At 52.5% G+C, this 26,208-nt stretch carries 24 protein-coding genes, 1 tRNA gene and 1 pseudogene; 8 read left to right on the top strand and 18 right to left on the bottom strand.

The features are described from left to right. Positions 1–33 precede the first annotated feature (33 nt). Positions 34–1,818, top strand: a complete 1,785-nt coding sequence (locus IM267_RS02345; RefSeq protein ID WP_193032622.1) for a diguanylate cyclase — start codon at positions 34–36, stop codon at positions 1,816–1,818. 22 nt (positions 1,819–1,840) lie between these two features. Here the strand turns inward: IM267_RS02345 and IM267_RS02340 are convergent, their stop codons facing one another. Then, on the bottom strand, positions 1,841–2,350 hold the full coding sequence (locus IM267_RS02340) for a hypothetical protein (RefSeq protein ID WP_193032621.1): 510 nt from the start codon (positions 2,348–2,350) through the stop codon (positions 1,841–1,843). Between the two features lie 544 nt (positions 2,351–2,894). Here IM267_RS02340 and IM267_RS02335 point away from each other — a divergent pair. Together IM267_RS02335 and IM267_RS02330 are read left to right on the top strand one after the other, a co-directional pair. Then, the gene (locus IM267_RS02335) at positions 2,895–3,389 is read left to right on the top strand and encodes a molybdopterin-dependent oxidoreductase (RefSeq protein ID WP_063869143.1); all 495 of its coding nucleotides are present in this window, start codon (positions 2,895–2,897) and stop codon (positions 3,387–3,389) included. A 17-nt stretch (positions 3,390–3,406) separates the two neighbouring features. Then, entirely contained in the window at positions 3,407–5,344 is a 1,938-nt protein-coding gene (locus IM267_RS02330) for a bifunctional diguanylate cyclase/phosphodiesterase (protein ID WP_193032620.1), read from the top strand. Positions 5,345–5,696: 352 nt separating this feature from the next. Here the strand turns inward: IM267_RS02330 and IM267_RS02325 are convergent, their stop codons facing one another. After that, the gene (locus IM267_RS02325; RefSeq protein ID WP_193032619.1) at positions 5,697–6,710 is read right to left on the bottom strand and encodes an acyltransferase family protein; all 1,014 of its coding nucleotides are present in this window, start codon (positions 6,708–6,710) and stop codon (positions 5,697–5,699) included. Positions 6,711–7,003: 293 nt separating this feature from the next. Between IM267_RS02325 and IM267_RS21155 the strand changes: the two are divergent. Further along, positions 7,004–7,358: pseudogene (locus IM267_RS21155) on the top strand (integrase); the annotation flags it as partial. Between the two features lie 144 nt (positions 7,359–7,502). Here the strand turns inward: IM267_RS21155 and IM267_RS02320 are convergent. The 3 genes from IM267_RS02320 to proB all read right to left on the bottom strand — a co-directional run bounded on the left by IM267_RS02320 (position 7,503) and on the right by proB (position 10,058). Continuing rightward, positions 7,503–7,578: transfer RNA gene (locus IM267_RS02320), tRNA-Thr, on the bottom strand. A 111-nt stretch (positions 7,579–7,689) separates the two neighbouring features. After that, on the bottom strand, positions 7,690–8,943 hold the full coding sequence (proA, locus tag IM267_RS02315; RefSeq protein ID WP_193032618.1) for a glutamate-5-semialdehyde dehydrogenase: 1,254 nt from the start codon (positions 8,941–8,943) through the stop codon (positions 7,690–7,692). Positions 8,944–8,954: 11 nt separating this feature from the next. Next, a complete protein-coding gene (gene proB / locus IM267_RS02310; protein ID WP_063451759.1) occupies positions 8,955–10,058 on the bottom strand; it encodes a glutamate 5-kinase in 1,104 nt (367 codons plus the stop codon). A 305-nt stretch (positions 10,059–10,363) separates the two neighbouring features. Here proB and phoE point away from each other — a divergent pair, with 305 nt between their 5' ends. Beyond that, complete coding sequence (gene phoE, locus IM267_RS02305) at positions 10,364–11,416, top strand: phosphoporin PhoE (RefSeq protein ID WP_063869149.1); 1,053 nt, start codon at positions 10,364–10,366, stop codon at positions 11,414–11,416. 133 nt (positions 11,417–11,549) lie between these two features. Here phoE and crl read toward each other — a convergent pair whose 3' ends face one another. The 3 genes from crl to gpt form a co-directional block, all read right to left on the bottom strand. Then, positions 11,550–11,951 carry a sigma factor-binding protein Crl gene (crl, locus tag IM267_RS02300; RefSeq protein ID WP_063451761.1) on the bottom strand — a complete coding sequence of 134 codons (402 nt, stop codon included), beginning with the start codon at positions 11,949–11,951 and terminating at the stop codon, positions 11,550–11,552. A 56-nt stretch (positions 11,952–12,007) separates the two neighbouring features. Next, positions 12,008–13,252, bottom strand: coding sequence for an esterase FrsA (gene frsA, locus IM267_RS02295; RefSeq protein ID WP_193032617.1), 1,245 nt, complete (start codon positions 13,250–13,252; stop codon positions 12,008–12,010). Positions 13,253–13,356: 104 nt separating this feature from the next. After that, positions 13,357–13,815: a xanthine phosphoribosyltransferase gene (gene gpt, locus IM267_RS02290; RefSeq protein WP_003863205.1), complete on the bottom strand. Its 459-nt coding sequence runs from the start codon at positions 13,813–13,815 to the stop codon at positions 13,357–13,359. A 259-nt stretch (positions 13,816–14,074) separates the two neighbouring features. Between gpt and pepD the strand changes: the two genes are divergently transcribed. After that, positions 14,075–15,532 carry a cytosol nonspecific dipeptidase gene (gene pepD, locus IM267_RS02285; protein ID WP_193032616.1) on the top strand — a complete coding sequence of 486 codons (1,458 nt, stop codon included), beginning with the start codon at positions 14,075–14,077 and terminating at the stop codon, positions 15,530–15,532. Between the two features lie 55 nt (positions 15,533–15,587). Here the strand turns inward: pepD and dinB are convergent, their stop codons facing one another. Then, on the bottom strand, positions 15,588–16,646 hold the full coding sequence (dinB, locus tag IM267_RS02280) for a DNA polymerase IV (RefSeq protein ID WP_112793059.1): 1,059 nt from the start codon (positions 16,644–16,646) through the stop codon (positions 15,588–15,590). Positions 16,647–16,806: 160 nt separating this feature from the next. On the opposite strand from dinB, the gene IM267_RS02275 reads away from it, so the two are divergent. Beyond that, complete coding sequence (locus IM267_RS02275) at positions 16,807–17,670, top strand: glycerophosphodiester phosphodiesterase family protein (protein ID WP_193032615.1); 864 nt, start codon at positions 16,807–16,809, stop codon at positions 17,668–17,670. 30 nt (positions 17,671–17,700) lie between these two features. Here IM267_RS02275 and nqrM read toward each other — a convergent pair whose 3' ends face one another. The 7 genes from nqrM to IM267_RS02240 are packed head-to-tail and all read right to left on the bottom strand — an operon-like array spanning position 17,701 to position 23,740. After that, entirely contained in the window at positions 17,701–17,901 is a 201-nt protein-coding gene (gene nqrM, locus IM267_RS02270; protein WP_063451766.1) for a (Na+)-NQR maturation NqrM, read from the bottom strand. Between the two features lie 2 nt (positions 17,902–17,903). After that, positions 17,904–19,127 carry an NADH:ubiquinone reductase (Na(+)-transporting) subunit F gene (nqrF, locus tag IM267_RS02265; RefSeq protein WP_131636042.1) on the bottom strand — a complete coding sequence of 408 codons (1,224 nt, stop codon included), beginning with the start codon at positions 19,125–19,127 and terminating at the stop codon, positions 17,904–17,906. Between the two features lie 10 nt (positions 19,128–19,137). Next, on the bottom strand, positions 19,138–19,734 hold the full coding sequence (gene nqrE / locus IM267_RS02260) for an NADH:ubiquinone reductase (Na(+)-transporting) subunit E (protein WP_003863217.1): 597 nt from the start codon (positions 19,732–19,734) through the stop codon (positions 19,138–19,140). Between the two features lie 6 nt (positions 19,735–19,740). Then, positions 19,741–20,379, bottom strand: a complete 639-nt coding sequence (locus IM267_RS02255) for an NADH:ubiquinone reductase (Na(+)-transporting) subunit D (protein WP_193032614.1) — start codon at positions 20,377–20,379, stop codon at positions 19,741–19,743. Next, positions 20,372–21,166 carry a Na(+)-translocating NADH-quinone reductase subunit C gene (locus IM267_RS02250; RefSeq protein ID WP_063869161.1) on the bottom strand — a complete coding sequence of 265 codons (795 nt, stop codon included), beginning with the start codon at positions 21,164–21,166 and terminating at the stop codon, positions 20,372–20,374. Before IM267_RS02250 ends, IM267_RS02255 begins: the two co-directional genes overlap by 8 nt. Further along, complete coding sequence (locus IM267_RS02245; protein ID WP_063869163.1) at positions 21,159–22,394, bottom strand: NADH:ubiquinone reductase (Na(+)-transporting) subunit B; 1,236 nt, start codon at positions 22,392–22,394, stop codon at positions 21,159–21,161. The genes IM267_RS02250 and IM267_RS02245 overlap by 8 nt, the downstream gene beginning before the upstream one ends. A 2-nt stretch (positions 22,395–22,396) precedes the next feature. Further along, positions 22,397–23,740, bottom strand: coding sequence for a Na(+)-translocating NADH-quinone reductase subunit A (locus IM267_RS02240; RefSeq protein ID WP_193032613.1), 1,344 nt, complete (start codon positions 23,738–23,740; stop codon positions 22,397–22,399). Positions 23,741–24,040: 300 nt separating this feature from the next. Here IM267_RS02240 and dpaA point away from each other — a divergent pair, with 300 nt between their 5' ends. After that, on the top strand, positions 24,041–24,781 hold the full coding sequence (dpaA, locus tag IM267_RS02235) for a peptidoglycan meso-diaminopimelic acid protein amidase (RefSeq protein ID WP_063869167.1): 741 nt from the start codon (positions 24,041–24,043) through the stop codon (positions 24,779–24,781). Here the strand turns inward: dpaA and IM267_RS02230 are convergent. After that, complete coding sequence (locus IM267_RS02230) at positions 24,752–25,519, bottom strand: class II glutamine amidotransferase (RefSeq protein ID WP_102750185.1); 768 nt, start codon at positions 25,517–25,519, stop codon at positions 24,752–24,754. The genes dpaA and IM267_RS02230 overlap by 30 nt on opposite strands. Positions 25,520–25,567: 48 nt before the next feature. Beyond that, positions 25,568–26,146, bottom strand: a complete 579-nt coding sequence (gene lpcA / locus IM267_RS02225) for a D-sedoheptulose 7-phosphate isomerase (RefSeq protein WP_063869169.1) — start codon at positions 26,144–26,146, stop codon at positions 25,568–25,570. Between the last annotated feature and the right edge of the window lie 62 nt (positions 26,147–26,208).

The following is a 26,208-nucleotide window of genomic DNA, read 5'->3' as shown; positions in this document are numbered from 1 at the left end:
CTCTTTCATTTTTGTCGCAGAGGAAACCAACAGGTGCGAATCGCCACGATCACAAACTGGGCTTATGGCGTCACGGTGTGCCTGACCATTGCCTCCGGCATCGTCATGCTGATGGCTTCCCATGCCGATAACATCGAACGTGAAGCCGTTAAACAACGCCAGGTCTTCGATCAGCTGACGGAGGAGATCGAGACAGACACCTGGATGCTCTCCGATCTGGCGCGACTTTACGTCATCCAAAAAGAGCCCGAGGTGCTTGAGAAATACCAGGCGAAAGAAGCCGAACTGAAAAATATTGAACACACGCTGCGACAGCTCAAAAACACCGGGGCATCGGGTGAAGAGCTGGCGCTGCTGTACGACGGACTGAAAATTGTAGACGAACTCCAGGATGAACAGCAGTCAGCCATTGACGGCATCGCCCGGGGCGAGGAACAGCAGGCCGTTGCGCTGCTTTTTGGTAAGAGCTATGAGCGGGAACTCGAACGGGCACACAACAATATCGAACGCTTTCGCATGCTGCTGGACAAGCGCATTATTGCCGACGTGCAGGCCGCAACCAAAACGTCCAAAACGCTTCGAACTGCCTCGGAGGTGATGGTCGGCCTGACCGCCCTGCTCTTCTTGTTTGTGATGGGCTTTATCCTCAAGCGCCGTGTACTCCGTCCGGTGGTGCGTCTGAGTGACGTGGTTCATCGTCTGGCATCGCAGGATTACGCCGTCGAAACGCCGAACTTCACCCAGGTTGATGAAATCGGCGATATGGCGCAGGCCATCCGTATCTTCCGCGAGAACGGTCTGGCAAGGCAGCGGCTGGAAAAAGAGCGCGATGCTGACTGGGCCATCCGCGAACTGCTGGCGCGAATGACCCAGCGGTTGCAGGGCTGTGAAAACTTTGCCGACGTGATGAACGTGGCGGAGCTGTTTGCGCCCAATATCGCACCGGGCGTTTCCGGGCGTCTGTATATTCTGGAACGCGATCCGTGGCAGATGCGCTGTGCGGCCGAATGGCTGTCGCCAGAAGGGGATAAAAAGCCGTTCCATCCTGACGAATGCTGGGCCGTCCGGCGTGGTCAAAGCCATCCGCCGGTGAACGGCGAGCCGGATATCGGCTGTTATCATCTGCCTGAATCACAGGCACAGCAATCGCTGTGCGTTCCCTTAATTGCTCAGGGCGAGGCGATTGGATTGCTCTCATTCCAGAACATCACGCCTGAAACCGCGCCGTCCCGCGCCTATCTGGAACTGATGGCCGAGGCGTTGGGACTGGCGCTGGCCAACCAGCGGCTGCGCGATGCGCTGCTGGAAAAAGCCCTGTTCGATCCCCTGACGGGGCTGCGTAATCGCCACCATCTGGAAGATACGTTACGTACTCAAATGAAGCAGGCCGTGCGTAACGAGGAACCGGTAAGCTGCCTGATGATTGATATCGATCACTTCAAGAGCATTAATGACCGCTTTGGTCATGAGGCCGGCGACCTGGTGATCAAAAGCGTGGCATCCATTATTCAACGGACGGTACACGATACCGGACTGGCCTTCCGCTACGGTGGCGAAGAGTTTCTCGCGCTTCTCACCGGTGCGGATGAGGAGGCAGCGCACGCCGCCGCAACGGAGATCTACAACGGTGTGCATGCCCTTTCGCTACGCTACGGGCTTTCGGAGATTGGCCCGGTGGATGTGTCGATCGGGATCGCCAGCTATCCGCAGCACGCCCAGAGCGATAACCTGCTGCGAGCGGCGGACGTTGCGCTCTACCGGGCGAAAGAGCTGGGGCGCTCGCGGATTGTCAGCTTTGGGATGCTGGAGGCGGGCTAACGGGGTTATTCGAGCCCCAGGTTCAGGACCGCGCGATCGCCCAAAGCACCACCATACCCAGCGAATTGCTCCGCTTTTCCACGTACAGGGTGCCATCGATAAAATAATATCCCTGCGGATAACAGATGCGGATCTCTCTCTTGAGTTCCGGCTCATAGACTGCCGCCCCCGAACAATGATTTCGGCTTCCGGATTCATACCGGTAAGGTTGGCTCCAGGCAGAGTATTCTCCGCCCAGTAGCCAGGCAGCGGTAAAGATGACAAAAATGGCAACCGGCAGGCTGAAGATGATGAGGCCGAGATACATTTTGACAACATCAACAATGGTTTTGTCTTTAAACACCCTCTTCGCGATGAATATTACCATCGCCACCAGCGGCAGCAGCAATGTGCCAGCCGCAAGATACTGCTCCCCCAGGACCGTAAGGAATGTCACGCGGTAAATCTTGATTGACCAGACAACAAAGCCAAATATCAATGCCAACCCGCCAACGATGAGTGGAATTAAAAAGGCATAGCTATCTTTTTTCATGATGGACGGTTTCTTGTCATGCATCTGCGGTAAGAAGATTAATCATCGCTCGGGTGGCTGCCGACTGACGACGCTGCGGCAGTAAATGAGCCATATTCAGCAACGGTAATGAAGACGCCGGCATCGCCAGGACAATCACATTTTTGGATCGTTCTACGCTTTCACAAACGAATGTTTTTCATTTCCGCTAATTTAATCCCCGCAGAACAATGAGTAAAGCGCCCTCACGCATCATCAGAAAGTAAAAATTATGGATCTTCAACTCAGCGGTAATAAAGCTCTGGTTACAGGCGCAACGGCAGGTGTTAGCCTGGCCATCAGCCGGGAACCACATTGATGCACAAGCTACAGCCTGCGTCAGTTCACCCCGGCAGAACGGCTTTGTTGACCAACCGAATAATCGTTAAATACCCCTGCGCCACCCGACGGGTGGCGTTTTTACATCCTGACCATGATGGATAAACCTGGGGGGAGAGAAAATATATAAACTAGTAGGATAACTAAATTATAATTCTTATACTTATGATAAAACGTGGAGGCTGAAATGCGATTAATCTTACTGCTGTGCTGCTTTTTAGTGCAAAGCGTCACCCTGGCTGCTGAGTTGCCAAAACCTGCTGGTAAACCCATTTTAACCATTTACGGGAATATTGAGAACACGAATGAAAGTGGAAAAGCCGTGTTTGATATCGCCAGCCTTGAAAAACTCGGTATGGTGAGCTTCCAGACGTCATCTCCCTGGTACAATGGCCGCACTAAGTTTGAGGGTGTTCCGATGAGCAAACTCATGGATTATGTGGGTGCCAAGGGTAACGTGGTCAATGTTATTGCACTTAATGATTACGCGACAGCCATCCCGCTCAGCGACTTCAAAAAATACAATGCCATACTCGCTTTAAAGGTTAATGGCGAATATATGCGCATTCGCGATAAAGGCCCGGCATTCATCGTATATCCTTATGACAGTCTTCCTGAATTAAATAACCAAATATATTACTCGCGCTCGGCATGGCAGGTCAGCAAGATGAAGATTGAATAGCAGTTCAGGAGAACATAATGAACAGGATACTGGTTGGTATCATTTTTTCTCTTTTTATCACGACTGGATATATTGCTTTTCTGGTTTACGATCGACAGCAGGAGCTCCAAAAACTGACTCATTACACGGAGTCATGGTCTGTCGCCCAACTGGTATCCGAATATTATCGCTTTGAATCATGGCTTGGTCTGTACGCAACCGATTCCGACGACGTTACGATAGACCAGGTCCGCATGCGCCTGGAAATTATGCTAAGCCAGAACGATCTGTTTAAGGAGGGGGATTTAGGGCATTACGTTAAAAACGTTCAGGCGCATCGTGACCTCGCGTTAAGACTCGATCAAATACTTACCTATCTGGATGGTAACCTCGAAAAAATGAGCCATTCGGACGTAAAAACATACCTGCATACCATGCATTTACTGGATGCTCCGCTCAGCCAGCTATCATCAAGCGCGTTAACGAAAGATATTAGCACGATTAATAGCACCAACCATAAAATACAGATCCTGTATTATATTTATTCTGCCCTCTCTTTACTGCTGATCATCCTGAGTATTATTCTGGGGTTTTTAACAATTTATCAAAATAAAAATATCCTGAAAGCGCACAGGCAGGTTGAAAGTCTGGCAGAAGAGCTCCAGTTATCCAAAGAGACCCTACAGGTTCAAAATTCAAAACTGGAGTATGACGTTTACCATGATTCCCTCACCGGCATGAAAAACCGCCTCTACTTCTGGGATGACCTCAGCAAACTTAATCTTGAGGCCGAGGAAAATCATATTCCCGTCACGGTGATGTTATTTGATTTAGACCGGTTCAAAGAGGTCAACGACACCTATGGTCATGATGCTGGCGACTTACTGTTACGCCAGGTATCCAGACGACTGACCGCCATGAGCAGTATTTCAGACACTTTTTACCGTTTAGGCGGAGACGAGTTTGCTTTTTTAGCCAGCGGATTAACCGAAAGCGAAGCCGTTTCGCGCGCAAGAGAAATCAGCGAGAATATCAGCAAGCCCTACACAATTAATAACCAGCTCATAAAAATTGCCACCTGCGTGGGCATTGTTTTATCAGATAATGAACGACGCGCTGATTATCTCTATAAGTTCGCCGATCTGGCGCTCTATGAGGCCAAAAAGGCAGGCTCACAGCAGATTAAAGTTTTCCGCCAGCGAATGCTTCAGAAGTTGCAGGAGAGCAGAACGCTTGAAAACGATATGGCCAAGGCGATAGAGAACAATGAGTTTATTGTTTATTACCAGCCTATTGTGAATTCCATCAGCAAGGAAATTTACGGCTATGAAGCGCTGATTCGCTGGATGCATCCTGTAAAAGGAATGCTCTCTCCTGATAGCTTTATTTTCGCTGCTGAAAAAACGTGCATGATCAACGAGATAGGCAAAACCGTACTCAAACTGGCCTGTAGGGAAGCGGTCTCCTGGGCTGTTCCGGCGAGGATCTCCGTTAACGTCTCGCCTGTCCAGTTGGGCAGCAAATCATTTATTAGTACGGTGCAGTCCGTTTTGACAGAGACCGGGCTACCGGCTAACCGTCTTGAGTTAGAGGTCACAGAGTCATCACTCTTCAGTGACAGAAATAATCCTATTACCATTCTCAAAAAGCTACGCTCATTGGGCGTAAGAATTTCCATCGATGATTTTGGCACGGGTTACTCGTCGCTCTCACGACTCAGTGAACTGAATTTTGATAAAATCAAAATCGATAAATCTTTTGTCAATCCGATATCTACGCAAGACGATGCGCTTAATATTGTAAAGCTTATTACCGGGATGGCTAAAAGCCTTAATATGGGTGTTATTGCCGAGGGTGTTGAGACCGAAGAGCAGCTTGAGCGCCTTCAGGCTTTGGGTTGCGAGCTGGTGCAAGGGTATCTTTTCAGCAAACCACAGCCTCAGGTGGACAGCAAAATTAAGCACGGCCTGGAATGATCTCCTTTGCCCAACCAGCTAAATATGTGATCCCCTACGGGCTCACATATTTAGCTCTGGCTATTCACTTAAAAAAAACAGGTGTTATTGTTCACCGCGTAAATACCTTTTAACTCAATCCGAGGCTTTGGTGCTGGAGAATGTCATCATCCGATAATCAGCTACCCGACCTTCCAGGCCGGACGAGAAAATAATTTTTTTAGTTTATTCAAATAATATACCACCAGTAGTTTCTAATGAGCGATATTAAATTTACCACCATACAGGGATAAATATCACATGGATAAATGGCACTAAAAGATATGTGTTTAAATAAAATGGGGGAATCATACTCCCCCAGGATTTTACCTTGTTATGAAACCAGTTTATTTCTGTCAACTGCCTTTATTGAAAATGCTATTAGTAAAGATAATAAGAAAACGGAAATTGACATCAAAACCATATCCAATACTGGTTTATCTAAAGATCGATAACCTCTCATTACAAAATAATCTAAAACCAGGGCATGAACACCATAAATAGGTAATGATGCACCTGATATCAATTTTATGACTGGATTTACACTACGATCTGAGTAATAGTTTTTCAAGAAAATGAAAATACACAGCGAGGCGCCCATTACGAAAGGAGAACTTCCGCTGTAAAAATTACCAACATACCTATTGAAATTATCACTTTGCAAATAAATAAAGTATGCTGTAAGCATTGAAAAAATAAGATACCCTACAACTGGAGTCAAAACTCCAATTCTTCTTGTGTCCATTCTTCCAAAAAAATACCCCAACACACAATATATAAAATTATAGATGAACCCACCATCTATAAGAAAAGTTCCGTAATATCTAATCCCGATGAATTTAAATAAATTAGAAGTGAACGGATTTAACAGAACAAACACAACCAATAATATAGTTATAACACTATACCATCCAACATCCCTAACCTTAAGGAAAGAGAAAAGTATGTAGCAACCAATTAAAGTATAAAAAAACCATAAGTGATAAAATACTGGCTTAGAAAGTATATTTAATATTCTTTCTGTCGGGTTATAGCGGTCGGTAGCTAACATATAAATTATGCACAGCGCGCTATAAAATAAAAGACAATACAGAATTCGTAATATATTCTTGGCTTTTACTTTCTTTTCTCCAAGAAAAATATAACCTGAAATCATAAAGAATAGCGGCACACAGGGTCTTACAAACGAATCAACTATATTCCCTGACATCCAGTCAGAAAGTGGGATTTTTCCATATGAAACCACATACCACACAGAACTGTGCAAGATGATAACCATTAAACACGCAACAGCGCGAATTGCATCTGGCCAGGATTCTCTTTGTTGATCCATAATTGCATTAAACACATGTTAACATTTTGTGTGCGGATTATGACCAAGAATTAATTTTTTTCAAGAAAATTTAACATATGGATCACATTTGAAGTATTCAATGGCTTACTCTAACTACTACGCTCTCCATGCCCGCTGTAGCTACGTTAGCTAGCTAGTGGGCCGTTACGCTACTGACGTTCAGTCAGTAAAGAAATTTACCGCTTCATTTTAAAAGTCTTCAGGATAACGCCTACCCCTTATGAACACCTCCCTTTAAGTCATCTTAAATGATTCTGGTGTGTCTGTTAGACCCGTGGCGATTCAGTCATGAGGAAAACTGGATGCTCATGAAAGAGGGATGTCACAAGAAAGGAAAGCAGCCTCCAGAATACAGACCCAACCCGGCAGCGGTAGCCACACCTCTCATTCATTAAGGCGCTTCTTAGGGCGGCAGAGCGTGAATAGAAGATGCTTGATAAGGCTCCGATCCTCAAAGTTCCTCAACCAAAGAACAAACGTTTCAGACGGCTTGAACCTCATGAGGCGAGAAGGTTGAATGATGAATGTCCGGAGCCGCTTAAGTCAGTCGTAGAGTTTGCGCTTTCTACTGGCTTAAGCCGCTCGAACATCATCAATCTGGAATTGTTGCAGGAAATAGTTCGATGGGAGTCAATCGAAATGGTCCAGTGATACGCTCACCTTTCCGCCGGTCATCTCCCCAAGCTCGCTAGCAAAATTGGCGCGATTATTGACCGCAATGTCACAAATACAGTACAAGAGGAGAATGTAGTTTATTTAAATCTTTTGTAAGTATGTGATATGAGATGGTGCCGATAATAGGAGTCGAACCTACGACCTTCGCATTACGAATGCGCTGCTCTACCAACTGAGCTATATCGGCCCTGAGAGGCCGGTTACGAGCGTAACCACGGGGCAAAAGAGTAGATCTAACCGGGTGATGCGTCAATGCCCTTTTGAATCAAACGGCTATTTTTGCATCACCCGTGATTATTTACGCACGAATGGTATCATCACCGAAGCCGATCCACTTGTAGGTGGTCAGCGCTTCCAGCCCCATCGGCCCCCGGGCGTGCAGCTTCTGAGTGCTCACTGCTACCTCCGCGCCAAGACCAAACTGGCCGCCGTCGGTGAAGCGCGTCGAGGCATTTACGTAAACCGCAGACGAGTCCACTTCATTCACAAAACGATCGGCATTGCGCAGGGTGCGCGTCAGGATCGCATCAGAATGCTGGGTGCCGTGTTCACGAATGTGCGCAATGGCGTCATCGAGATCCGCAACCATCTTCACGTTCAGATCCAGCGACAAATACTCATCGTCGTACTGCTCCACGTTAACCGGAACAACCGTCGCCGGGCCGTCCTTCAGCAGGGCGAAAGCCTTCTCGTCCGCATGCAGCGTGACGCCACTTTCCGCCATCTGCTTGCTCAGCGCAGGCAGGAAAGTACTGGCGATGCCCTGATGCACCAGCAGCGTTTCCACCGTATTACAGGTGCTTGGACGCTGGGTTTTGGCGTTGACGATGATCTTAAGCGCAGGTGCGATCTCTGCGGTGTCATCCACCACGATATGGCACACGCCGATACCGCCGGTGATCACCGGGATCGTCGACTGCTCACGACACAGCTTATGCAGGCCCGCGCCGCCGCGTGGGATCAGCATGTCGATGTATTTGTCCATGCGCAGCATCTCGTTCACCAGCGCACGATCGGGGCTTTCGATTGCCTGCACGGCACCCGCCGGTAAGCCGCACTCTTCCAGCGCCTGCTGGATGACGTTGACCGTCGCGGCGTTGGTGCGCCAGGTCTCTTTCCCACCACGCAGAATCGCGGCGTTACCGGTTTTCAGGCACAGGGTGGCGACATCCACCGTCACGTTTGGACGGGCTTCGTAAATCACGCCGATAACGCCGAGCGGCACGCGACGACGCTCCAGACGTAACCCGCTGTCGAGCACGCCACCGTCAATCACCTGCCCTACCGGATCTGCGAGGTTGCACACCTGACGGACGTCGTCGGCGATACCTTTCAGACGCGCCGGCGTTAACGCCAGGCGGTCGAGCATCGCTTCGCTCAAGCCGTTGCGACGCGCTTCCAGCAGATCCTGTTCGTTAGCGAGCAGGATCTCCTGCGATTGAGATTCCAGATAATCAGCGATTTTTTCCAGCACGCGGTTTTTCTCGCGGCTGGAAAGGAGCGCCAGTTTATAAGAGGCGGCTTTCGCGGCTGCGCCCATTTGTTCCAGCATGTTCAGGCTCCTTAACGAATAATCATGTCGTCGCGATGTACAGCAACCGGGCCATATTCATAACCCAGGATGGCGTCGATCTGCTGGGAATGGTGACCCGCAATCCGACGCAGCGCATCGCTGTTATAACGACTGACGCCATGAGCGATGTCGCGACCTTCAAGGTTACGGATTCGGATCACTTCACCACGCGAGAAGTTACCTGTCACGCTTTTAATTCCTTTTGGAAGTAATGAGCTTCCTCTTTCCAGAATAGCAGCAGTAGCGCCTTCATCCACGGTCAGTTCGCCAGCCGGAGGCGCGCCAAAGATCCAGCGTTTTCGGTTTTCCAGCGGGGAGGCCTGGGCGTGGAAGCGCGTGCCCACAGAGATGCCTTCCATCACGTCACCAATGACGCCAGGGCGACTGCCTGCGGCAATAATGGTGTCGATACCGGCTCGGCACGCCACGTCCGCGGCCTGGAGCTTGGTGCCCATACCGCCGGTGCCCAGCCCAGAAACGCTGTCACCCGCGATGGCGCGCAGTGCGTCATCAATGCCGTGAACGTCTTTGATCAGTTCTGCCTGTGGATTAGAACGCGGGTCAGCGGTAAACAGCCCCTGCTGATCGGTCAGAAGCAGCAGCTTATCGGCCCCTGCCAATATCGCCGCCAGCGCAGAGAGGTTATCGTTATCGCCTACTTTGATTTCAGCGGTGGCAACTGCGTCGTTTTCGTTGATGACCGGAACGATATTGTTATCCAGCAGCGCGCGCAGCGTATCGCGGGCGTTAAGGAAACGTTCTCTGTCTTCCATATCCGCGCGCGTCAGCAGCATCTGCCCCACGTGAATGCCGTAGATGGAGAACAGTTGTTCCCAGAGCTGGATGAGTCGGCTTTGTCCCACGGCGGCCAGCAGCTGTTTGGAGGCGATCGTCGCGGGGAGTTCGGGGTAGCCCAGGTGTTCACGCCCGGCGGCAATCGCCCCGGAGGTCACAATCACAATACGATGCCCTGCGGCATGCAACTGAGCACACTGACGTACAAGCTCAACAATATGGGCACGATTCAGGCGGCGCGATCCGCCCGTTAACACACTGGTACCGAGTTTTACCACCAGCGTCTGGCTGTCACTCATGATTCTCTGCCGTTCAACAATAAGGGAAAATGATGTCAGTCAGACGTTTTAACAGGTGTCAGCCCCGTTGCCAACTGCCTTAGCACATCACCCGTCACTTTGTTGCGCGGGATCAGGAAGCGTAGCGGCAGATTTTGACAATTTTATTACCGAAAAATTAAAACATACTTTTTTAGACATATTCTTACTTTGTCATAAAAGTTTCACCCACGGGCGATAAAACCCTTCCTGTTTTTCACGGGGTAATAAGTTGAATCTTATTGCTCAGCGAATATTAGCGCGTTTGTATAAAATCAGGATTGAAAATGAAAAAGAGCACTCTGGCATTAGTGGTAATGGGCGTAGTTGCTTCCGCATCTGTTCACGCAGCAGAAGTTTATAATAAAAACGGTAATAAACTGGACGTGTACGGCAAAGTAAAAGCAATGCACTACATCAGTGATGATGACGCTAAAGATGGTGACCAGACTTACGTTCGTTTCGGCTTTAAAGGTGAAACGCAGATTAACGATCAGCTGACGGGCTACGGACGTTGGGAAGCAGAATTCGCGGGTAACAAAGCAGAAAGCGATTCTTCTCAAAAAACACGTCTGGCATTTGCTGGCCTGAAACTGAAAGACTTCGGCTCTCTGGATTACGGTCGTAACCTGGGCGCGCTGTATGACGTTGCCGCCTACACCGATATGTTCCCTGAGTTCGGCGGTGACGGCCTGGCACAGACCGATAACTTCATGACCAAACGCGCCTCCGGCCTGGCTACCTACCGCAATACCGACTTCTTTGGTATGGTTGACGGTCTGAATATGACCCTGCAATACCAGGGCAAAAATGAAAACCGCGACGTGAAGAAACAAAACGGAGACGGCTTCGGTACCTCTCTGAGCTATGACTTTGGCGGCAGCGATTTCTCTGTGATTGGTGCATATGCCAGCTCCGATCGCACCAACGAGCAAAACCTTCAGGCGCGCGGCGAAGGTAAAAAAGCAGAAGGCTGGGCGACCGGTCTGAAATACGATGCCAACGATATTTACCTGGCTGCTATCTATTCCGAAACCCGCAACATGGCCCCTATTTCCGGCGGTTTTGCGAATAAAGCGCAAAACTTCGAAGTGGCCGCGCAATATCAATTTGACTTTGGTCTGCGTCCATCTCTGGGCTACGTGCAGTCTAAGGGCAAAGATATCGAAGGTATCGGCGATGAAGATATCGTGAAATACATCGACGTCGGTGCAACGTATTATTTCAACAAAAATATGTCTGCGTTTGTTGATTATAAAATCAACCAGATCGATGACGATAATAAACTGGGCGTAAGCAGCGATGATATCGTTGCGCTGGGCTTGACCTACCAGTTCTGATGCTGTGGTAATAAAAAAACCGGCGATAAGCCGGTTTTTTTTGTGCCCGGTGGCGCTGTGCTTACCGGGCCTACAGGAAAGAACATCTTGTAGGCCGGGCAAGGCGTAGCCGCCACCCGGCGCGGTGACATCATCAGGCGGTCAGCTTCACCGCTTCGCTGGAAAAATCATCCGCAGGTTCCAGCTTCAGATCCAGGGTGGCCAGCAAATCACGCGCCCTGCCGTGGAACTCTTTAAGCGTGTGTTCCAGGCGGTCAATCACCTCCTGATCCTTGATGGACGTCGCCTGCCAGTACCCATCTTTATTAAACAGGCCAAACTGATAGCTATAGGTAAAACGGTTTTCCTGTGCTTCCATTTCCATCCACCAGCCCCAGAACTCACGTTTTTCGGGTGCAGGCTTCACGTTGACGCAAACAGCCAGGCAGTCGAAAAAAAAGCGATTCTCTTCACACTGCTCTTCTCGAATATACGGGCCAAGAGCCATGAACTTCTTAATCAGTCTACTTTTCGGGTGTCCACTCGGTAACGTCATTGCGATCTCCTTTTGTGAAGCACTGTTTTACCAAACCAACGAAATTTAGCAAACTATTAACACAATCTCTGCGTGATCCAGCGTGTAATCTCTTTCAGCGCTTTGTCAAAATTCTGGTACACCGGGCTGAAGGGTACCTCCAGCAATTTGCCATCCGAAGATGACGACGTGATTAAGCGTGACTCCTCTTCCGGGCTAAACGGATCGTTCTTCCAGAATCCGGACATCATCGGGGTTGGGCACCGGCGGCCCAGTAAGCCCTGCGTTTTTAATGAGTACCGATTAAGTTCAATGCGTAACGCTTCATCTGAAGCATCATGCATGCCAAGCCGGCTCGCCAGCACGTCCAGATACATCTCAGGAACGTTACTCTGACGCTCGGGATCGCTTAACAGCGCATGCACCACCGGGCCAAGGCAGGCGACGGCCTTCAGGCGGGAAGATTCAAGGTAGGCCAGCCGAACCGCCACGTTAGCGCCGAAGCGGAAACCAAACGCGCCCACCCGGGTGTGGTCCACCCACGGAATATTCTCCAGCGCTTTTAACGCATGCTGGTGCAGCAGACTGGAATCCTGAGTGAGCTTCCACTTGGATGAAAAACCGATCGAAGGCATATCCAGCGTCAGCATGGCGATCCCGTTTGGTGCGAAGTAGCGCTCATACAGGCTGTAATAATCGATTTGCAACGAATCCAGACCGCCGCACATCAGAACCGTCGGGAACGGGCCTTCGCCTTCCGGCATATGCAGGAACCCGGTTACCGGGCTGCCGCCGGGAATGGTGAACTCAATTTCACGCATCCGGCCAGGCAAACGCTGGGCGGCCTCTTCATAGGCGCGGTTGGCCAGCGCCTGTGCCTGCTCCGCCAGCTCGTCGCCCTTAAGATGTGGGTAAGCAGCGATGCTATACAGGTTTGCCGCATGCAGCCAGTGCTTGCCGCTGAGCGCCGCGTCCTCTTCCTGGCTCGCTTTCTGCTGCCAGAGCATGGCCTGCTTCGACCATTCGTAGATCCAGTTCCCACCACGGTAGCCCACCACCGTATCGTAGAGATCGCTGTCGGTGCGCTCAGACTCGCTCATCACGATACGCGCCTGTACGTCGAGAATTTCACGCGGATCGATGCCGCGCCAGATCCACATCAGGCGGTTAATCATGCGATACCAGTGGGGCACGTTCTTACCGTCTAACGCTGACTGAACAGCAGGCATTGTTCCCGGATTAAACCGACGCACCAGCGTCGACGTTTCAGGGTGCTTGAAACGAGGTTTGAAGAGAGTTTCGGTGAGATTCGCCTGCGTCATTGCGTTGCCTCCATGGATACGTCATATGAAAACCATTGTAACGCGTGGCAGGCCAAAAAGAATAACGCCCGGCATAGCCGGGCGTGTAAAGTTACGTACTGAAATTAACGGCCTGAGATAGGCGGTACGAAGACCACGCCCATATCCCATGGCTGTTCAATCCAGGTATCCTGCGGGATATCAATGACGTAATCATCAACCAGTGGGCGGCCCGCTGGTTTCGCGAAGATAGTGACGAAGTGCGCTTTAGGATACATTTCGCGGATGGCTACCGCGGTACCGCCGGTGTCCACCAGATCGTCGATAACGATGAAGCCTTCACCGTCGCCTTCCGCGCGTTTCAGCACTTTCAGCTCGCGCTGGTTGTCGTGATCGTAGCTGGAGATACAGACGGTATCGACATGACGAATACCCAGCTCACGTGCCAGCAGCGCCCCCGGTACCAGACCGCCACGGCTGACGGCAATAATGCCTTTCCACTGTTCGGAAGGCATCAGACGCGCAGCCAGTTTGCGTGCGTGAATCTGCAACATGTCCCAGGTGACGACGTATTTTTCGCTCATGTGAAGTGTCCCAGCCTGTTTATATACGGCTTAAAAAAAATGAGGGTGAACCAGGTTGCGCGAGATTATAGAGATCTGACGCACTAAAAACCAGTGTTACGCGCCAACAGCCTGAGTTTTTACATGCTTTATGCTACCAGCCACGGGAGAAAGTGGTATTCTCAGTTGCATCTCGCAAGCCCGTCTTGTGGTAACAATCAACCTGCTAACCCTGTGACCTGCAACATTGTTTTGCAGCGCATCGACAAGGAGACCTATCGTGTCTGAACTGTCTCAATTATCTCCGCAGCCGCTGTGGGATATTTTTGCCAAAATCTGCTCCATTCCGCACCCTTCCTATCACGAAGAACAGCTTGCCGAACATATTATGGGCTGGGCAAAGGAAAAAGGTCTGCACGCCGAGCGTGACCAGGTTGGCAACATTCTTATCCGCAAACCTGCCACCGCAGGAATGGAAAACCGCAAGCCGGTTGTCTTGCAGGCGCACCTGGACATGGTTCCGCAGAAAAACAACGACACCGTTCACGACTTCACCAAAGATCCGATCCAGCCGTATATCGACGGCGAGTGGGTGAAGGCGCGCGGCACAACGCTGGGCGCGGATAACGGTATTGGTATGGCTTCCGCGCTGGCCGTGCTGGCTGACGACAGCGTCGAGCACGGTCCGCTCGAAGTGCTGCTGACCATGACCGAAGAAGCGGGCATGGACGGCGCGTTCGGCCTTCAGGCGAACTGGCTGCAAGCGGACATTCTGATCAACACCGACTCTGAAGAAGAAGGTGAGATCTACATGGGCTGCGCGGGCGGGATCGACTTCATCTCTACCCTGCCCCTGTCCCGCGAAGCGGTTCCTGCCGGCTTCGAAACCTTCAAGCTGACGCTGAAAGGATTGAAAGGCGGCCACTCCGGCGGTGATATTCACCTGGGCCTGGGCAACGCCAACAAACTGCTGGCACGTTTCCTGGCGGGCCACGCGGCTGAGCTGGATCTGCGCCTGGTGGACTTCAACGGCGGTACCCTGCGTAACGCAATCCCTCGCGAAGCCTTCGCGACCGTGGCGGTACCCGCGGCGAAAGCGGACGAGCTGAAAAAACTCGCCAGCACATATCTGGATATCCTGAAAAACGAGCTGTCTGAGAAAGAGAAAAACCTGACCGTGGTGCTGGAGTCCGTTACGACGGATAAAGCCGCGCTGACCGCGCAGTCTCGTGACACGTTTGTTCAGCTGCTGAACGCGACGCCAAACGGCGTGATCCGTAACTCTGACGTCGCGAAAGGCGTGGTGGAAACCTCCCTGAACGTGGGCGTGGTCACCATGGGCGACGACAGCGCGGAAATCATCTGCCTGATCCGTTCCCTGATCGACAGCGGTAAAGAGTACGTGGTGAGCATGCTGGAATCTCTGGGTACCCTGGCGGGCGCGAAAACGTCTGCCAAAGGCAGCTACCCGGGCTGGCAGCCGGATGCAAGTTCTCCGGTTATGGCACTGGTGCGTGAAACCTATCAGCGCCTGTTCAACAGCACCCCGAACATTCAGGTTATTCACGCGGGTCTGGAGTGTGGTCTGTTCAAAAAACCGTATCCGGACATGGACATGGTTTCCATTGGGCCAACCATCACCGGGCCACACTCGCCGGATGAGCAGGTTCACATTGAAAGCGTTGGGCATTACTGGACGCTGCTGACTGAACTGCTGAAGGCGATCCCTGCGAAGTAATTTGTCGTCTGTTGCCCGGCGGCGCTACGCTTGCCGGGCCTACGATGAGTGCAATCTACAGTCCCAAAACCAGCTGACGCTCCAGCTGCGGATCCAGCAGCGTGACGTGCAGTCCCACCAGCCTCACCCCTCGCCCGCCTCGTCGCTCTTCCCACGCCTTTTTTGCTGTTGCGATAAGATCTTCTTTGTTCAGGCGCGGCCAGACGTGCTCCTGCGTCGTCTGCTGAAAGTCGTTGAATTTCAGCTTGATGCCCTGACGGGCAATCAGTAAATCCGGTTTCACTTTGATCAGCCGTCGCTCCAGCTCTGGATAGAGCTGTTCCGTAATGATGGTTTCACATGCCGACCAGTCATGAATATCTTCGCTCAGCGTGCGTTCAACCCCGACCGATTTACGCAGCCGTTCGTTGTTTACATCGCGGTCGTCAATGCCCTGACTGCGCTCCCACAGTACGCGGCCAAACTTGCCAAAACGCTTAAGCAGCAGGGCCAGATCGCTTCGCTGGACGTCTTCGCAGGTGCGTAGCCCCATATTTTCCAGCTTCGCGGCGGAGACTTTACCCACGCCGGGGATTTTGCTGAGGGGCAGCGTTTTCAAAAACGCCGGCACCTCTTCCGGAGTGATGACGTACTGGCCGTTGGGCTTATTTAAATCGGAGGCGATTTTGGCGAGAAATTTGACCGGCGCGACGCCCGCCGATGCCGTCAGATTCAGCTCGTTAAAGATAGTCTGGCGGATCTCCTGCGCCATCAGGGTGGCGGAGCCGTGGCAGTGCAGGCTGTCGGTGACGTCCAGATAGGCCTCATCCAGCGACAGGGGTTCAATCAGCGAAGTGTAGCGAGAAAAGATCTCACGAATATGGCTCGACGCTTCTTTGTAGGCTTCAAAGCGCCCCGGCAAAAGGGTGAGGTGCGGGCACAGCTTCAGCGCCATCGCCGTCGGCATGGCGCTGCGCACGCCAAATTTGCGTGCAGGATAGTTGGCGGTGCTGATCACACCGCGCTGGACACGACTGCCGCCAATGGCGATAGGGATGTCCCGCAGCGCGGGGTTGTCACGCATCTCCACTGCGGCAAAAAAACAGTCCATATCGACATGGATTATTTTGCGCATTGATTACACCACACATGTATTTATATACAGTATAACAAAAGGCAAAAAATGCGTCAGCTATTTTCCTTTCTCACGATTGTCATAAATCCATGTTACAAATAACCCGAATAAAGTCTTTATATTCATATAGTTAATTAAAATACATAGAGGGTTATCATTGATGAGGAAAATACTTTCGGTGTCGTTACTGTTTCTGGCGAGTGCGGCATCGGCTCATCCCGAGATCGTTGCTCACCGGGGGGGTACGGCGGATGCCCCTGAAAACACCCTGCCTGCAATTAAGCTCGCGCTCGAAAATAAAGCCGATATTGTCTGGATAACCGTGCAGCTTAGTCGGGATGGCGTGCCGGTTCTGTATCGACCAGCTGACCTGAAAGCGTTAAGCAGCTTGCAGGGAAAAGTATCACAGTTTACCGCTGAAGAACTGGCAAAGGCGGATGCCAGCGTAAAATGGAAAGATAAGGGCCTGGCTAAAAACATGCTGAATACGTCAGTACCTACGGTCAAGTCGGTACTGACGGCCTGGCCAGACACGCGGTTTTTTATTGATATCAAATCTCCAGATGCCGATCCGGCAACAATGGGCAACGCGCTGCTTAACGTACTGAAAGAGACCAACAGCCTGAGCCGGGTTCGCGTCTATTCCACCGAAGATCGCTATATGGCAGCATTGCCTGTCGAAATCCCCCGCTTTGTCACACGCAGTGAAACCCGTACACGACTGGCCACAGTGTCATTGAGCCACGAATGCCTGCCGCCTTCCCAAAAAATGGACGATTACTGGTATGGGCTTGAGTTAAACCGAAAAGTAGAGGTGGTAGAGAAATTCACCTTAGGCGAAGGTGTTTCCCCCGCAACGTTAACGTGGGATAAAGAGGCCGTGGACTGCTTCCGCTCTCAGGGCAATGCCCATCTGATTTTTATCGGCGTGAACTCTGAAGAGGATTACCAGAAGGCGAAAACACTGGGTGCCGAAGGGGTTCTTGTAGACTCACCAGCCAAAGCCAAAAGCTGGGCAAAATAAATGATAAAGGCCGCACGAAGCGGCCTTTTTTTAGATGATCCTCTGCTGGTCCCGGGCCATTCGTTTTTTCCGCGCATCGCACGGTTCCGGACAGTCGCAAACTTTCTCCATTCCGATGGAAGAGATGCCTCCACAGCTGCCCTGAATGCTTTTACGCTTGATGATCCAGCCTAAAGACATACCGAATATCACCAGCACAAACACCGCAAAGGTCGCCAGAAAGGTCAACATAATCAGCCTCCGAAATCATCGAGCATGATGTTCTCATCTTCCACGCCCAGATCTTTGAGCATCTTAATCACGGCGGCGTTCATCATTGGCGGACCACACATATAGAACTCGCAGTCTTCCGGTGCCGGATGCTGTTTGAGGTAGTTTTCATACAGCACGTTGTGGATGAAGCCCGTGTAGCCTGTCCAGTTATCTTCCGGCTGCGGATCGGATAGCGCCACGTGGAAGGTAAAGTTAGGGTTATCACGCGCCAGCTGTTCAAACTCATCGTCATAGAACATTTCGCGCAGTGAACGCGCGCCGTACCAGAAGCTGATCTTGCGCTTGCTGCTAAGCCGTTTGAGCTGGTCAAAGATATGCGAACGCATCGGCGCCATACCCGCGCCGCCGCCGATAAAGACCATTTCCGCATCGGTATCTTTGGCGAAGAACTCCCCAAACGGGCCGGAAATCGTCACCTTATCGCCAGGCTTGAGGGACCAGATATACGACGACATCACGCCCGGCGGGGCATCGGGCACATTCGGCGGCGGCGTGGCGATACGCACGTTGAGCATAATGATCCCCTTCTCTTCCGGGTAGTTAGCCATGGAATAGGCGCGCAGCGCGGGCTCTTTTACCTCGGAAACAAAGCGGAAGAGATTAAATTTATCCCAGTCGGCCCGGTACTCATCCGGCACGTCGAAGTCAGCGTACGCTACGGTGTGTGCCGGACACTCAATCTGGATATAACCACCCGCACGAAACGGGACGCTCTCCCCTTCGGGAACGCGCAGCTTGAGCTCTTTAATGAACGTAGCTTTGTTATCGTTAGAGATAACTTCGCACTCCCATTTTTTCACGCCGAAGATCTCCTCCGGCAGCTCAATCTTCATGTTCTGGCGCACCGCGACCTGACACGCCAGACGGCAGCCCTCTTTCGCTTCACGCTTCGTGATATGCGACAGTTCCGTTGGCAGAATATCGCCGCCACCCTCTTTCACCGTCACGCGGCACTGCCCGCATGAGCCGCCTCCACCGCAGGCTGACGAGACAAAAATCCCGTTCCCGGAGAGCGTATTAAGCAGCTTGTCCCCTGCCGGAGTGCGGATCTGGTTCTGCGGATCGTCATTGATATCAATGATCACATCCCCGGAATTAACCAGCTTTGCGCGCGCCGCCAGAATCAGCCCTGACAGCACCAGTACTATCAGCGTGAACATCACCACGCCAAGAATAATTTCCATCTGTTAGCCCTTATAGCTGCACACCGGAGAAGGACATAAAGCCCAGCGCCATCAGGCCGGTGGTGATAAAGGTGATCCCTAAGCCACGAAGCCCCGCAGGCACGTTGGCATATTTCATTTTTTCACGGATCCCCGCCATGGTGACAATCGCCAGCATCCAGCCGATACCGGAGCCGAAGCCATACACCACCGATTCACTGAAGTTGTAATCGCGCTGAACCATAAATGAAACACCGCCAAAAATGGCGCAGTTCACGGCGATCAGCGGCAGGAAGATCCCCAGCGCGTTGTACAGCGATGGGAAATACTTATCGAGGATCATCTCGAGGATTTGCACCAGCGCCGCAATCACTCCGATAAAGGTGATAAAGTTCAGGAAGCTGAGATCAACGCCCTCCACCAGCGCGCCATCGCGCAGCACGAAGTTGAACACCAGGTTGTTAATCGGAACGGAAAGCCCCAGCACAACGGTGACCGCCACGCCCAGACCAAATGCCGTCGAGACCTTTTTAGAAACGGCAAGGAACGTACACATGCCCAGGAAGAACGCGAGCGCCATGTTTTCAACAAACACCGCGCGCACAAATAAACTCAGGTAATGAGCCATTGTCGGTTACTCCTTTTCCTGCTGTTCAGGCTTCAGCGTACGAATCAGCCAGATCAGCAAACCGATAATGAAAAATGCGCTTGGGGCCAGCAGGAACAGGCCGTTCGGCAGATACCAGCCGCCGTTCTGTACTGTATCCAGCACCGGAATGCCGAACACCTTGCCGCTGCCAATAAGCTCGCGCAGGAAACCGACCGTCAGCAGGATCACGCCGTAACCCAGCCCGTTGCCGATACCGTCCATAAAGCTTGCCAGCGGCGGCATTTTCATCGCATAGGCTTCAGCACGCCCCATCACGATGCAGTTGGTGATAATCAGGCCGACAAACACCGAAAGCTGCTTCGAGGTTTCATAAGCAAAGGCGCGCAGGAGCTGATCGACCACAATCACCAGCGAGGCAATGATCGCCATCTGGACGATGATCCTCACGCTATTGGGAATATGGTGGCGAATCATTGAGATAAACATGCTGGAGAACGCCGTCACCAGCGTTACCGCCAGCGTCATCACCACCGCCGTTTCCAGCTTGGTGGTCACCGCCAGAGCCGAGCACACGCCCAGCACCTGAAGCGTTATCGGGTTATTGGCTAACAGTGGGCCAATCAGCACCTTTTTAACTTCTTTCAGTTCACCCGTATCAGCCATTGTTCAGCGCTCCTTCACGTACGTTCTTCAGGAAGGGACCAAAGCCCAGTTCACCCATCCAGAAATCAAAGCTGTGCTGCACCCCGTTAGAGGTGAGCGTGGCGCCGGAAAGACCGTCAACGGCGAACTCATCGCCGGGACGTGCGCCCCCTTTCACCACCTTGAGCGCAGGCTGGCCGTTGTCGTCGAGCACTTTTTTACCGACAAACTGTGCGCGCCAGTTAGGATTCTCAACTTCGCCCCCCAGCCCCGGCGTTTCGCCCTGATCGTAATAAGTAATGCCTTTGACCGTGCGGCCATCCGTATCCAGCGCCACAAAGGCGTACATCATTGACCACAAGCCGTTGCCGTATATGGGCAACACGATTTCCTGTATGCGCTTTTGCTCGTCACGAACGAGGTATATCTCCGCGACATTGCTGCGGCGCTTGATGCCAGCCGGATCCTGCGAGGCGTCAAGCACGGTGCTCATCTGCGGATCTTTTAACGCCAGCGCCTGGTTATATTTCGCCGGGTCTTTATCCATCAGTTCGCCGGTTTTTAAATCCACCAGCCGGGCGGTAATGCGTTCGGCAAACACGGCCGCGACGTCATCCTTCGTCATGCCTTCCTGCATCAGCCCGGCAACGGCAAGAATGTTACGCTGTTTATCCAGCGCGCGTTGCTCCTGCTGTAGCGGTTTTAACCCTACGGCAGAGCCCGCCACGACAATGGAGCAGACCAGGCACAGTACCAGCACCACCAGCAGCGTTTTGCTGATGCTGTCGTTATTTTTAATTTCAGCCACGCGCCTTCCTCCGCTTAATGTTGGCGCGCACGACCAGGTAGTCGAACAGCGGCGCAAACAGATTGGCAAACAGAATGGCCAACATCATCCCTTCCGGATAGGCCGGGTTGACCACGCGAATCAGTACGCACATCACCCCAATGAGCGCGCCGTAACACCATTTACCCCTGTCGGTAAACGAAGCCGAGACGGGATCGGTGGCCATGAACATCATGCCAAACGCAAAGCCTCCCAGCACGAGGTGCCAGTACCACGGCATGGAGAACATCGGGTTAGTGTCTGAACCAATGAAATTGAACAGCGTGGCGGTGAGTACCATCCCGAGCATGACGCCTGCGACAATGCGCCAGGAGGCCACGCGGCCAAAGAGGATGATGGCCCCGCCGATCACGATCATCAGGGTAGACACTTCACCGATAGAACCCGGAATATTGCCGATAAACGCATCAAACCAGGTGACAGGCTGGCCGGTGGCATTATTGACCAGCGTTTCGCCGCCGCCTGCCGCCCACTGTGAAAGTGGCGTCGCGCCGGAGAATCCGTCCGCAGCCGTCCACACCAGGTCGCCAGAGATTTGCGCCGGGTAGGCAAAGAACAGGAACGCGCGCCCCGCCAGCGCCGGGTTGAGGAAGTTACGTCCGGTCCCGCCGAAGATCTCTTTAGCAATGACCACGCCAAAGCTGATCCCCATCGCCGCCTGCCAGAGCGGTAGCGTGGGCGGAACAATCAGCGCAAACAGAATAGAGGTAACAAAGAAACCTTCGTTGATCTCATGCTTGCGAATAATAGCGAACAGGACTTCCCAGAAACCGCCCACGATAAAGACGGTCATATAGATCGGCAGGAAGAAGACGGCGCCCAGGGTCATCATGCTGACCCAGCCGGCATCTGCCGCAAAGCTTACGCCAAGAGACTGCGCCAGACGGTAGTGCCAGTCAGACTGAATCACCTGCGCCAGCTGCTCTGCATCGTACATATGATGCAGCGCCGGAATCGTCTGCAATCCAACGTTATACATCCCCCAGAACATCGCCGGGAAGACCGCAAACCAGACCAGAATCATCATTCGCTTGAGGTCGATGGCGTCGCGAACGTGCGCCGCGCCTTTCGTCACCAGCCCAGGGGTATAGAAAATGGTCGTTGTCGCTTCATACAGCGGGTAGTACTTCTTCAGCTTACCCTCGGTAAAATGCGGCTCAATTTTTTCGAAGAGGTGTTTTAAGCCCATGGTTATCCTTCCTGCTCAATGCGGGTTAACACCTCGCGCAATACGGGTCCGTATTCGTATTTACCTGGACACACATAGGTACACAGCGCCAGATCTTCTTCATCCAGCTCCAGGCAGCCCAGCGCCTGGGCACCGTCGGTATCGCCGGCCAGGAGATCGCGCAGCAGCACGGTAGGCAGAATATCCAGCGGCATAACGCGTTCGTAGTTGCCAATCGGGACCATGGCGCGCTCGCCGCCGTTCGTGCTGGTGGAGAAGTTAAACAGCTTATGACGCAGGAAGTGGCCCAGCGTGGTGCGGGTCACGGAGAATTTTTCCGCGCCAGGCAGCACCCAGCCGAACAGCTCTTTCTCGCGCCCTTCAAGCACTACGCTCACCTGAAGATGGAAGCGGCCCAGCCAGGCCTTCGGGCCTGTCGCGTGCCTGCCGCTCAGCACCGAACCGGAAATAATGCGGTTTTCGCCCTCTTTCGTTTCGCCAGCCAGCAGCGCAGTTAAATCTGATCCAAGCAGCGTGCGAACCAGACGCGGCTGGGTTGCCTGAGGGCCACCGATGGCAATAATGCGTTCCGCGCACAGCTCACCCGTGGTGAACAGCTTACCGATAGCAATAACGTCCTGGTAATTGAGATGCCAGACCTGTTTCGTCAGGCTCACCGGCTCGAGGAAGTGAATATGCGTTCCCACCAGCCCGGCCGGATGCGGGCCGGCAAATTCATTAAAAGCGACCTGCCCCTGCGGATGCCCGCCCAGCTTGCCGCCGCTGGCCTGGCAGACATGCACTTTGCCCGGCGTCAGGCGCGTTAACACGGTGAGACCGGCATCGAAAGCTTTTCGTTCGGCCAGGATAATAGGCTGCGGATCCGCGCTGAGCGGGTTGGTGTCGATGGCCGTGACGAAGATAGCGGCGGGTACGGTGCCTGGCACGGGCGTTTTGCTATAGGGACGCGTGCGAAGCGCCGTCCACAGACCGGACTCCAGCAGTTGCGTCTGCACCGCGTCGTGGCTGAGGGTAGCGAGATCGGCGGCGTCAAAACGCGCAAACTCGCGTTTTTCATCACCTTCAATTTGAATAACGACCGATTGCAGGACGCGACGTTCACCACGATGGATGGCCACGACGGTGCCGCTGGCAGGGGCTGTAAACATAACGCCAGGATTTTTTTTATCCTCGAAGAGCGCCTGGCCTTTTATTACGCGATCGCCTTCCTGTACCAGCATCGCAGGACGCATGCCCACGTAATCATCACCCACAATAGCGACATGGTGAATACTGGCGCCGGTTGTTACGTGCTGTTCAGGCACGCCAGAGATTGGCAGATCGAGTCCTTTTCTGATTCTAAACATGTGGTTAGCAGGTATCCATGAACAACAATCCAGAGTGGCCGGAGTGTACCATTTCCCGCCCCTGCAAGGGCAGCAAATCCGCCGTCTGGCGCACTGAAATGCGAGCTATTGCGCAAAGTTCCTGGAGTCACGGCAATTTGAATGGGTTATAAAGTAAAACTAATTTGTAAACGCAAAGGTTGGCTCTTGCGAAAATCTCCATCGGTGCTAATGTGAGCGCTCCTGTCCAGATTAGTCTGATTTCGGGTGTCTTTTGCCGTTCTGGCAAGTTGGTCATTGTTTTATCAAGGAACCAGTAGTATGCGTAAAATCGCATTGTTCATTGCGATGCTTCTGATACCGTGCATGTCGTTTGCCGGGCTGCTCAGCAGTAACAGTTCAACGACGCCGGTCAGCAAAGAATATAAACAGCAGTTGATGGGGTCCCCGGTTTATATTCAAATCTTCAAGGAAGAGCGCACACTCGATCTGTTTGTCAAAATGGGCGAGACGTATCAGCTGCTCGATAGCTACAAAATTTGTAACTACTCTGGCGGGCTGGGGCCAAAACAGCGTCAGGGCGACTTCAAAAGTCCGGAAGGGTTTTATAACGTTCAGCGTAATCAGCTAAAACCGGACAGCCGCTTCTATAAAGCGATTAACATCGGTTTCCCTAATGCCTTCGACCGCGCTCACGGTTACGAGGGTAAATACCTGATGATCCACGGCGCCTGCGTGTCTGTCGGCTGTTATGCGATGACGGATTCCGGCATTGATGAGATTTTCCAGTTTGTTACCGGCGCTCTGGTCTTTGGTCAGCCGAATGTTCAGGTCAGCATTTATCCGTTCCGTATGACGGATGCCAACATGGCGCGCCATAAGTACTCTGTATACACGGATTTCTGGAAACAGCTAAAACCGGGCTATGACTACTTCGAGCAGACCCATAAGCCGCCGGTGGTATCCATCGTCAATGGCCGTTACGTGGTGAGTAAACCGCTCAGCCACGAAGTGGTTCAGCCGCAGCTTGCGTCAAATTACGCGGTCCCCGAGGCAAAATAGCACCCACTCGCCTGGCATGATCTTTTGCCAGGTTTCGTTGCCCGTCAGCGGCTGCGTTGCAATGACGGTGACCACATCGTTCGGTGTGGTCTCCTTCTGAAAATCAATTTCCACATCCTGATCGAGCAACGTGGCGACGCCAAACGGCGCGCGGCGCGTGATCCAGAAAAGATTCGTCGAGCAAAACGCCATCACGTAACGCCCGTCTGACAGCAGCATATTGAAAACGCCCTTCTCGCGTAATTCCGACGCCAGCGACGCAATGTATTTAAAGACGGCGGCCATGTTGCCGGGCGTGCGCGGGTAGCGCTCGGTTAGCTTGTGCAGCAGCCAGCAAAACGCTTTTTCACTGTCGGTTTCGCCAACCGGTCGAAAATTCCCGGTTTCCAGCGACTTATAGCCCGTTAGCTGGCCGTTGTGCGCGTAGGTCCAGTTCCGGCCCCACAGTTCACGGGTAAACGGATGAGTATTTTCCAGCGCCACTTCACCGCGGTTAGCCTGACGAATGTGGGCGATAACCGAACAGGATTTAATTGGGTAGTCCTGCACCAGTTTGGCAATGGGTGAGTTAAAGCTGGGCTGCGGATCTTTAAACGTGCGACAGCCTTTGCCTTCGTAGAAGGTAATGCCCCAGCCGTCTTTATGCGGCCCGGTTCCTCCACCGCGCTGAACCAGCCCGGTGAAGCTAAAGCAGATATCGGTTGGCACATTGGCGCTCATCCCGAGCAGTTCGCACATAGATTACCTCCACAACAGCGGGGGGCACCGGCGCCCCCCAGCGAAGCCTTACTTAACCATCTCTTTTTCGATTAACTGAATCAGGATATGGATCACTTTGATGTGAATTTCCTGAATGCGGTCGGCATAACCGAAGTGTGGAACACGGATTTCAACGTCCGCCGTACCGTCCATCTTACCGCCATCTTTCCCGGTCAGGGTGATCACCTTCATGCCTTTCTCACGCGCCGCGTCAATCGCTTTGATCACGTTAGCGGAGTTACCGGACGTGGAGATCCCCAGCAGCACGTCGCCTTCGCGGCCTACCGCTTCAACATAGCGGGAGAAGATGTGGTCGTAACCGAAGTCATTGCCTACGCAGGAGATGTGGCTGACGTCGGAAATCGCAATCGCCGGGTAGCCCGGACGGTTTTCGCGATAGCGTCCGGTCAGCTCTTCTGCGAAGTGCATGGCGTCGCAGTGGGAGCCGCCGTTACCGCACGAAAGCACTTTGCCACCGGCTTTGAAGCTGTCGGCCAGCAGGACCGCCGCGCGCTGAATAGCGTGAATATTGGCATCATCTTTCAGAAAGTTCGCCAGCGTTTCCGCCGCTTCGTTCAGTTCGTTACGAATAAGATCCTGGTACATGAGGATAATCCTTCAGTATTGATGAAATAACACAGTGGAGTGTACCGGATAGCGCTAAAAGC

This window comes from Enterobacter cloacae complex sp. P15RS (genome assembly GCF_014895905.1).
GTDB classification, from domain to species: Bacteria; Pseudomonadota; Gammaproteobacteria; order Enterobacterales; family Enterobacteriaceae; genus Enterobacter; species Enterobacter quasihormaechei.
This window is presented reverse-complemented; position numbering and strand designations above follow the sequence as displayed.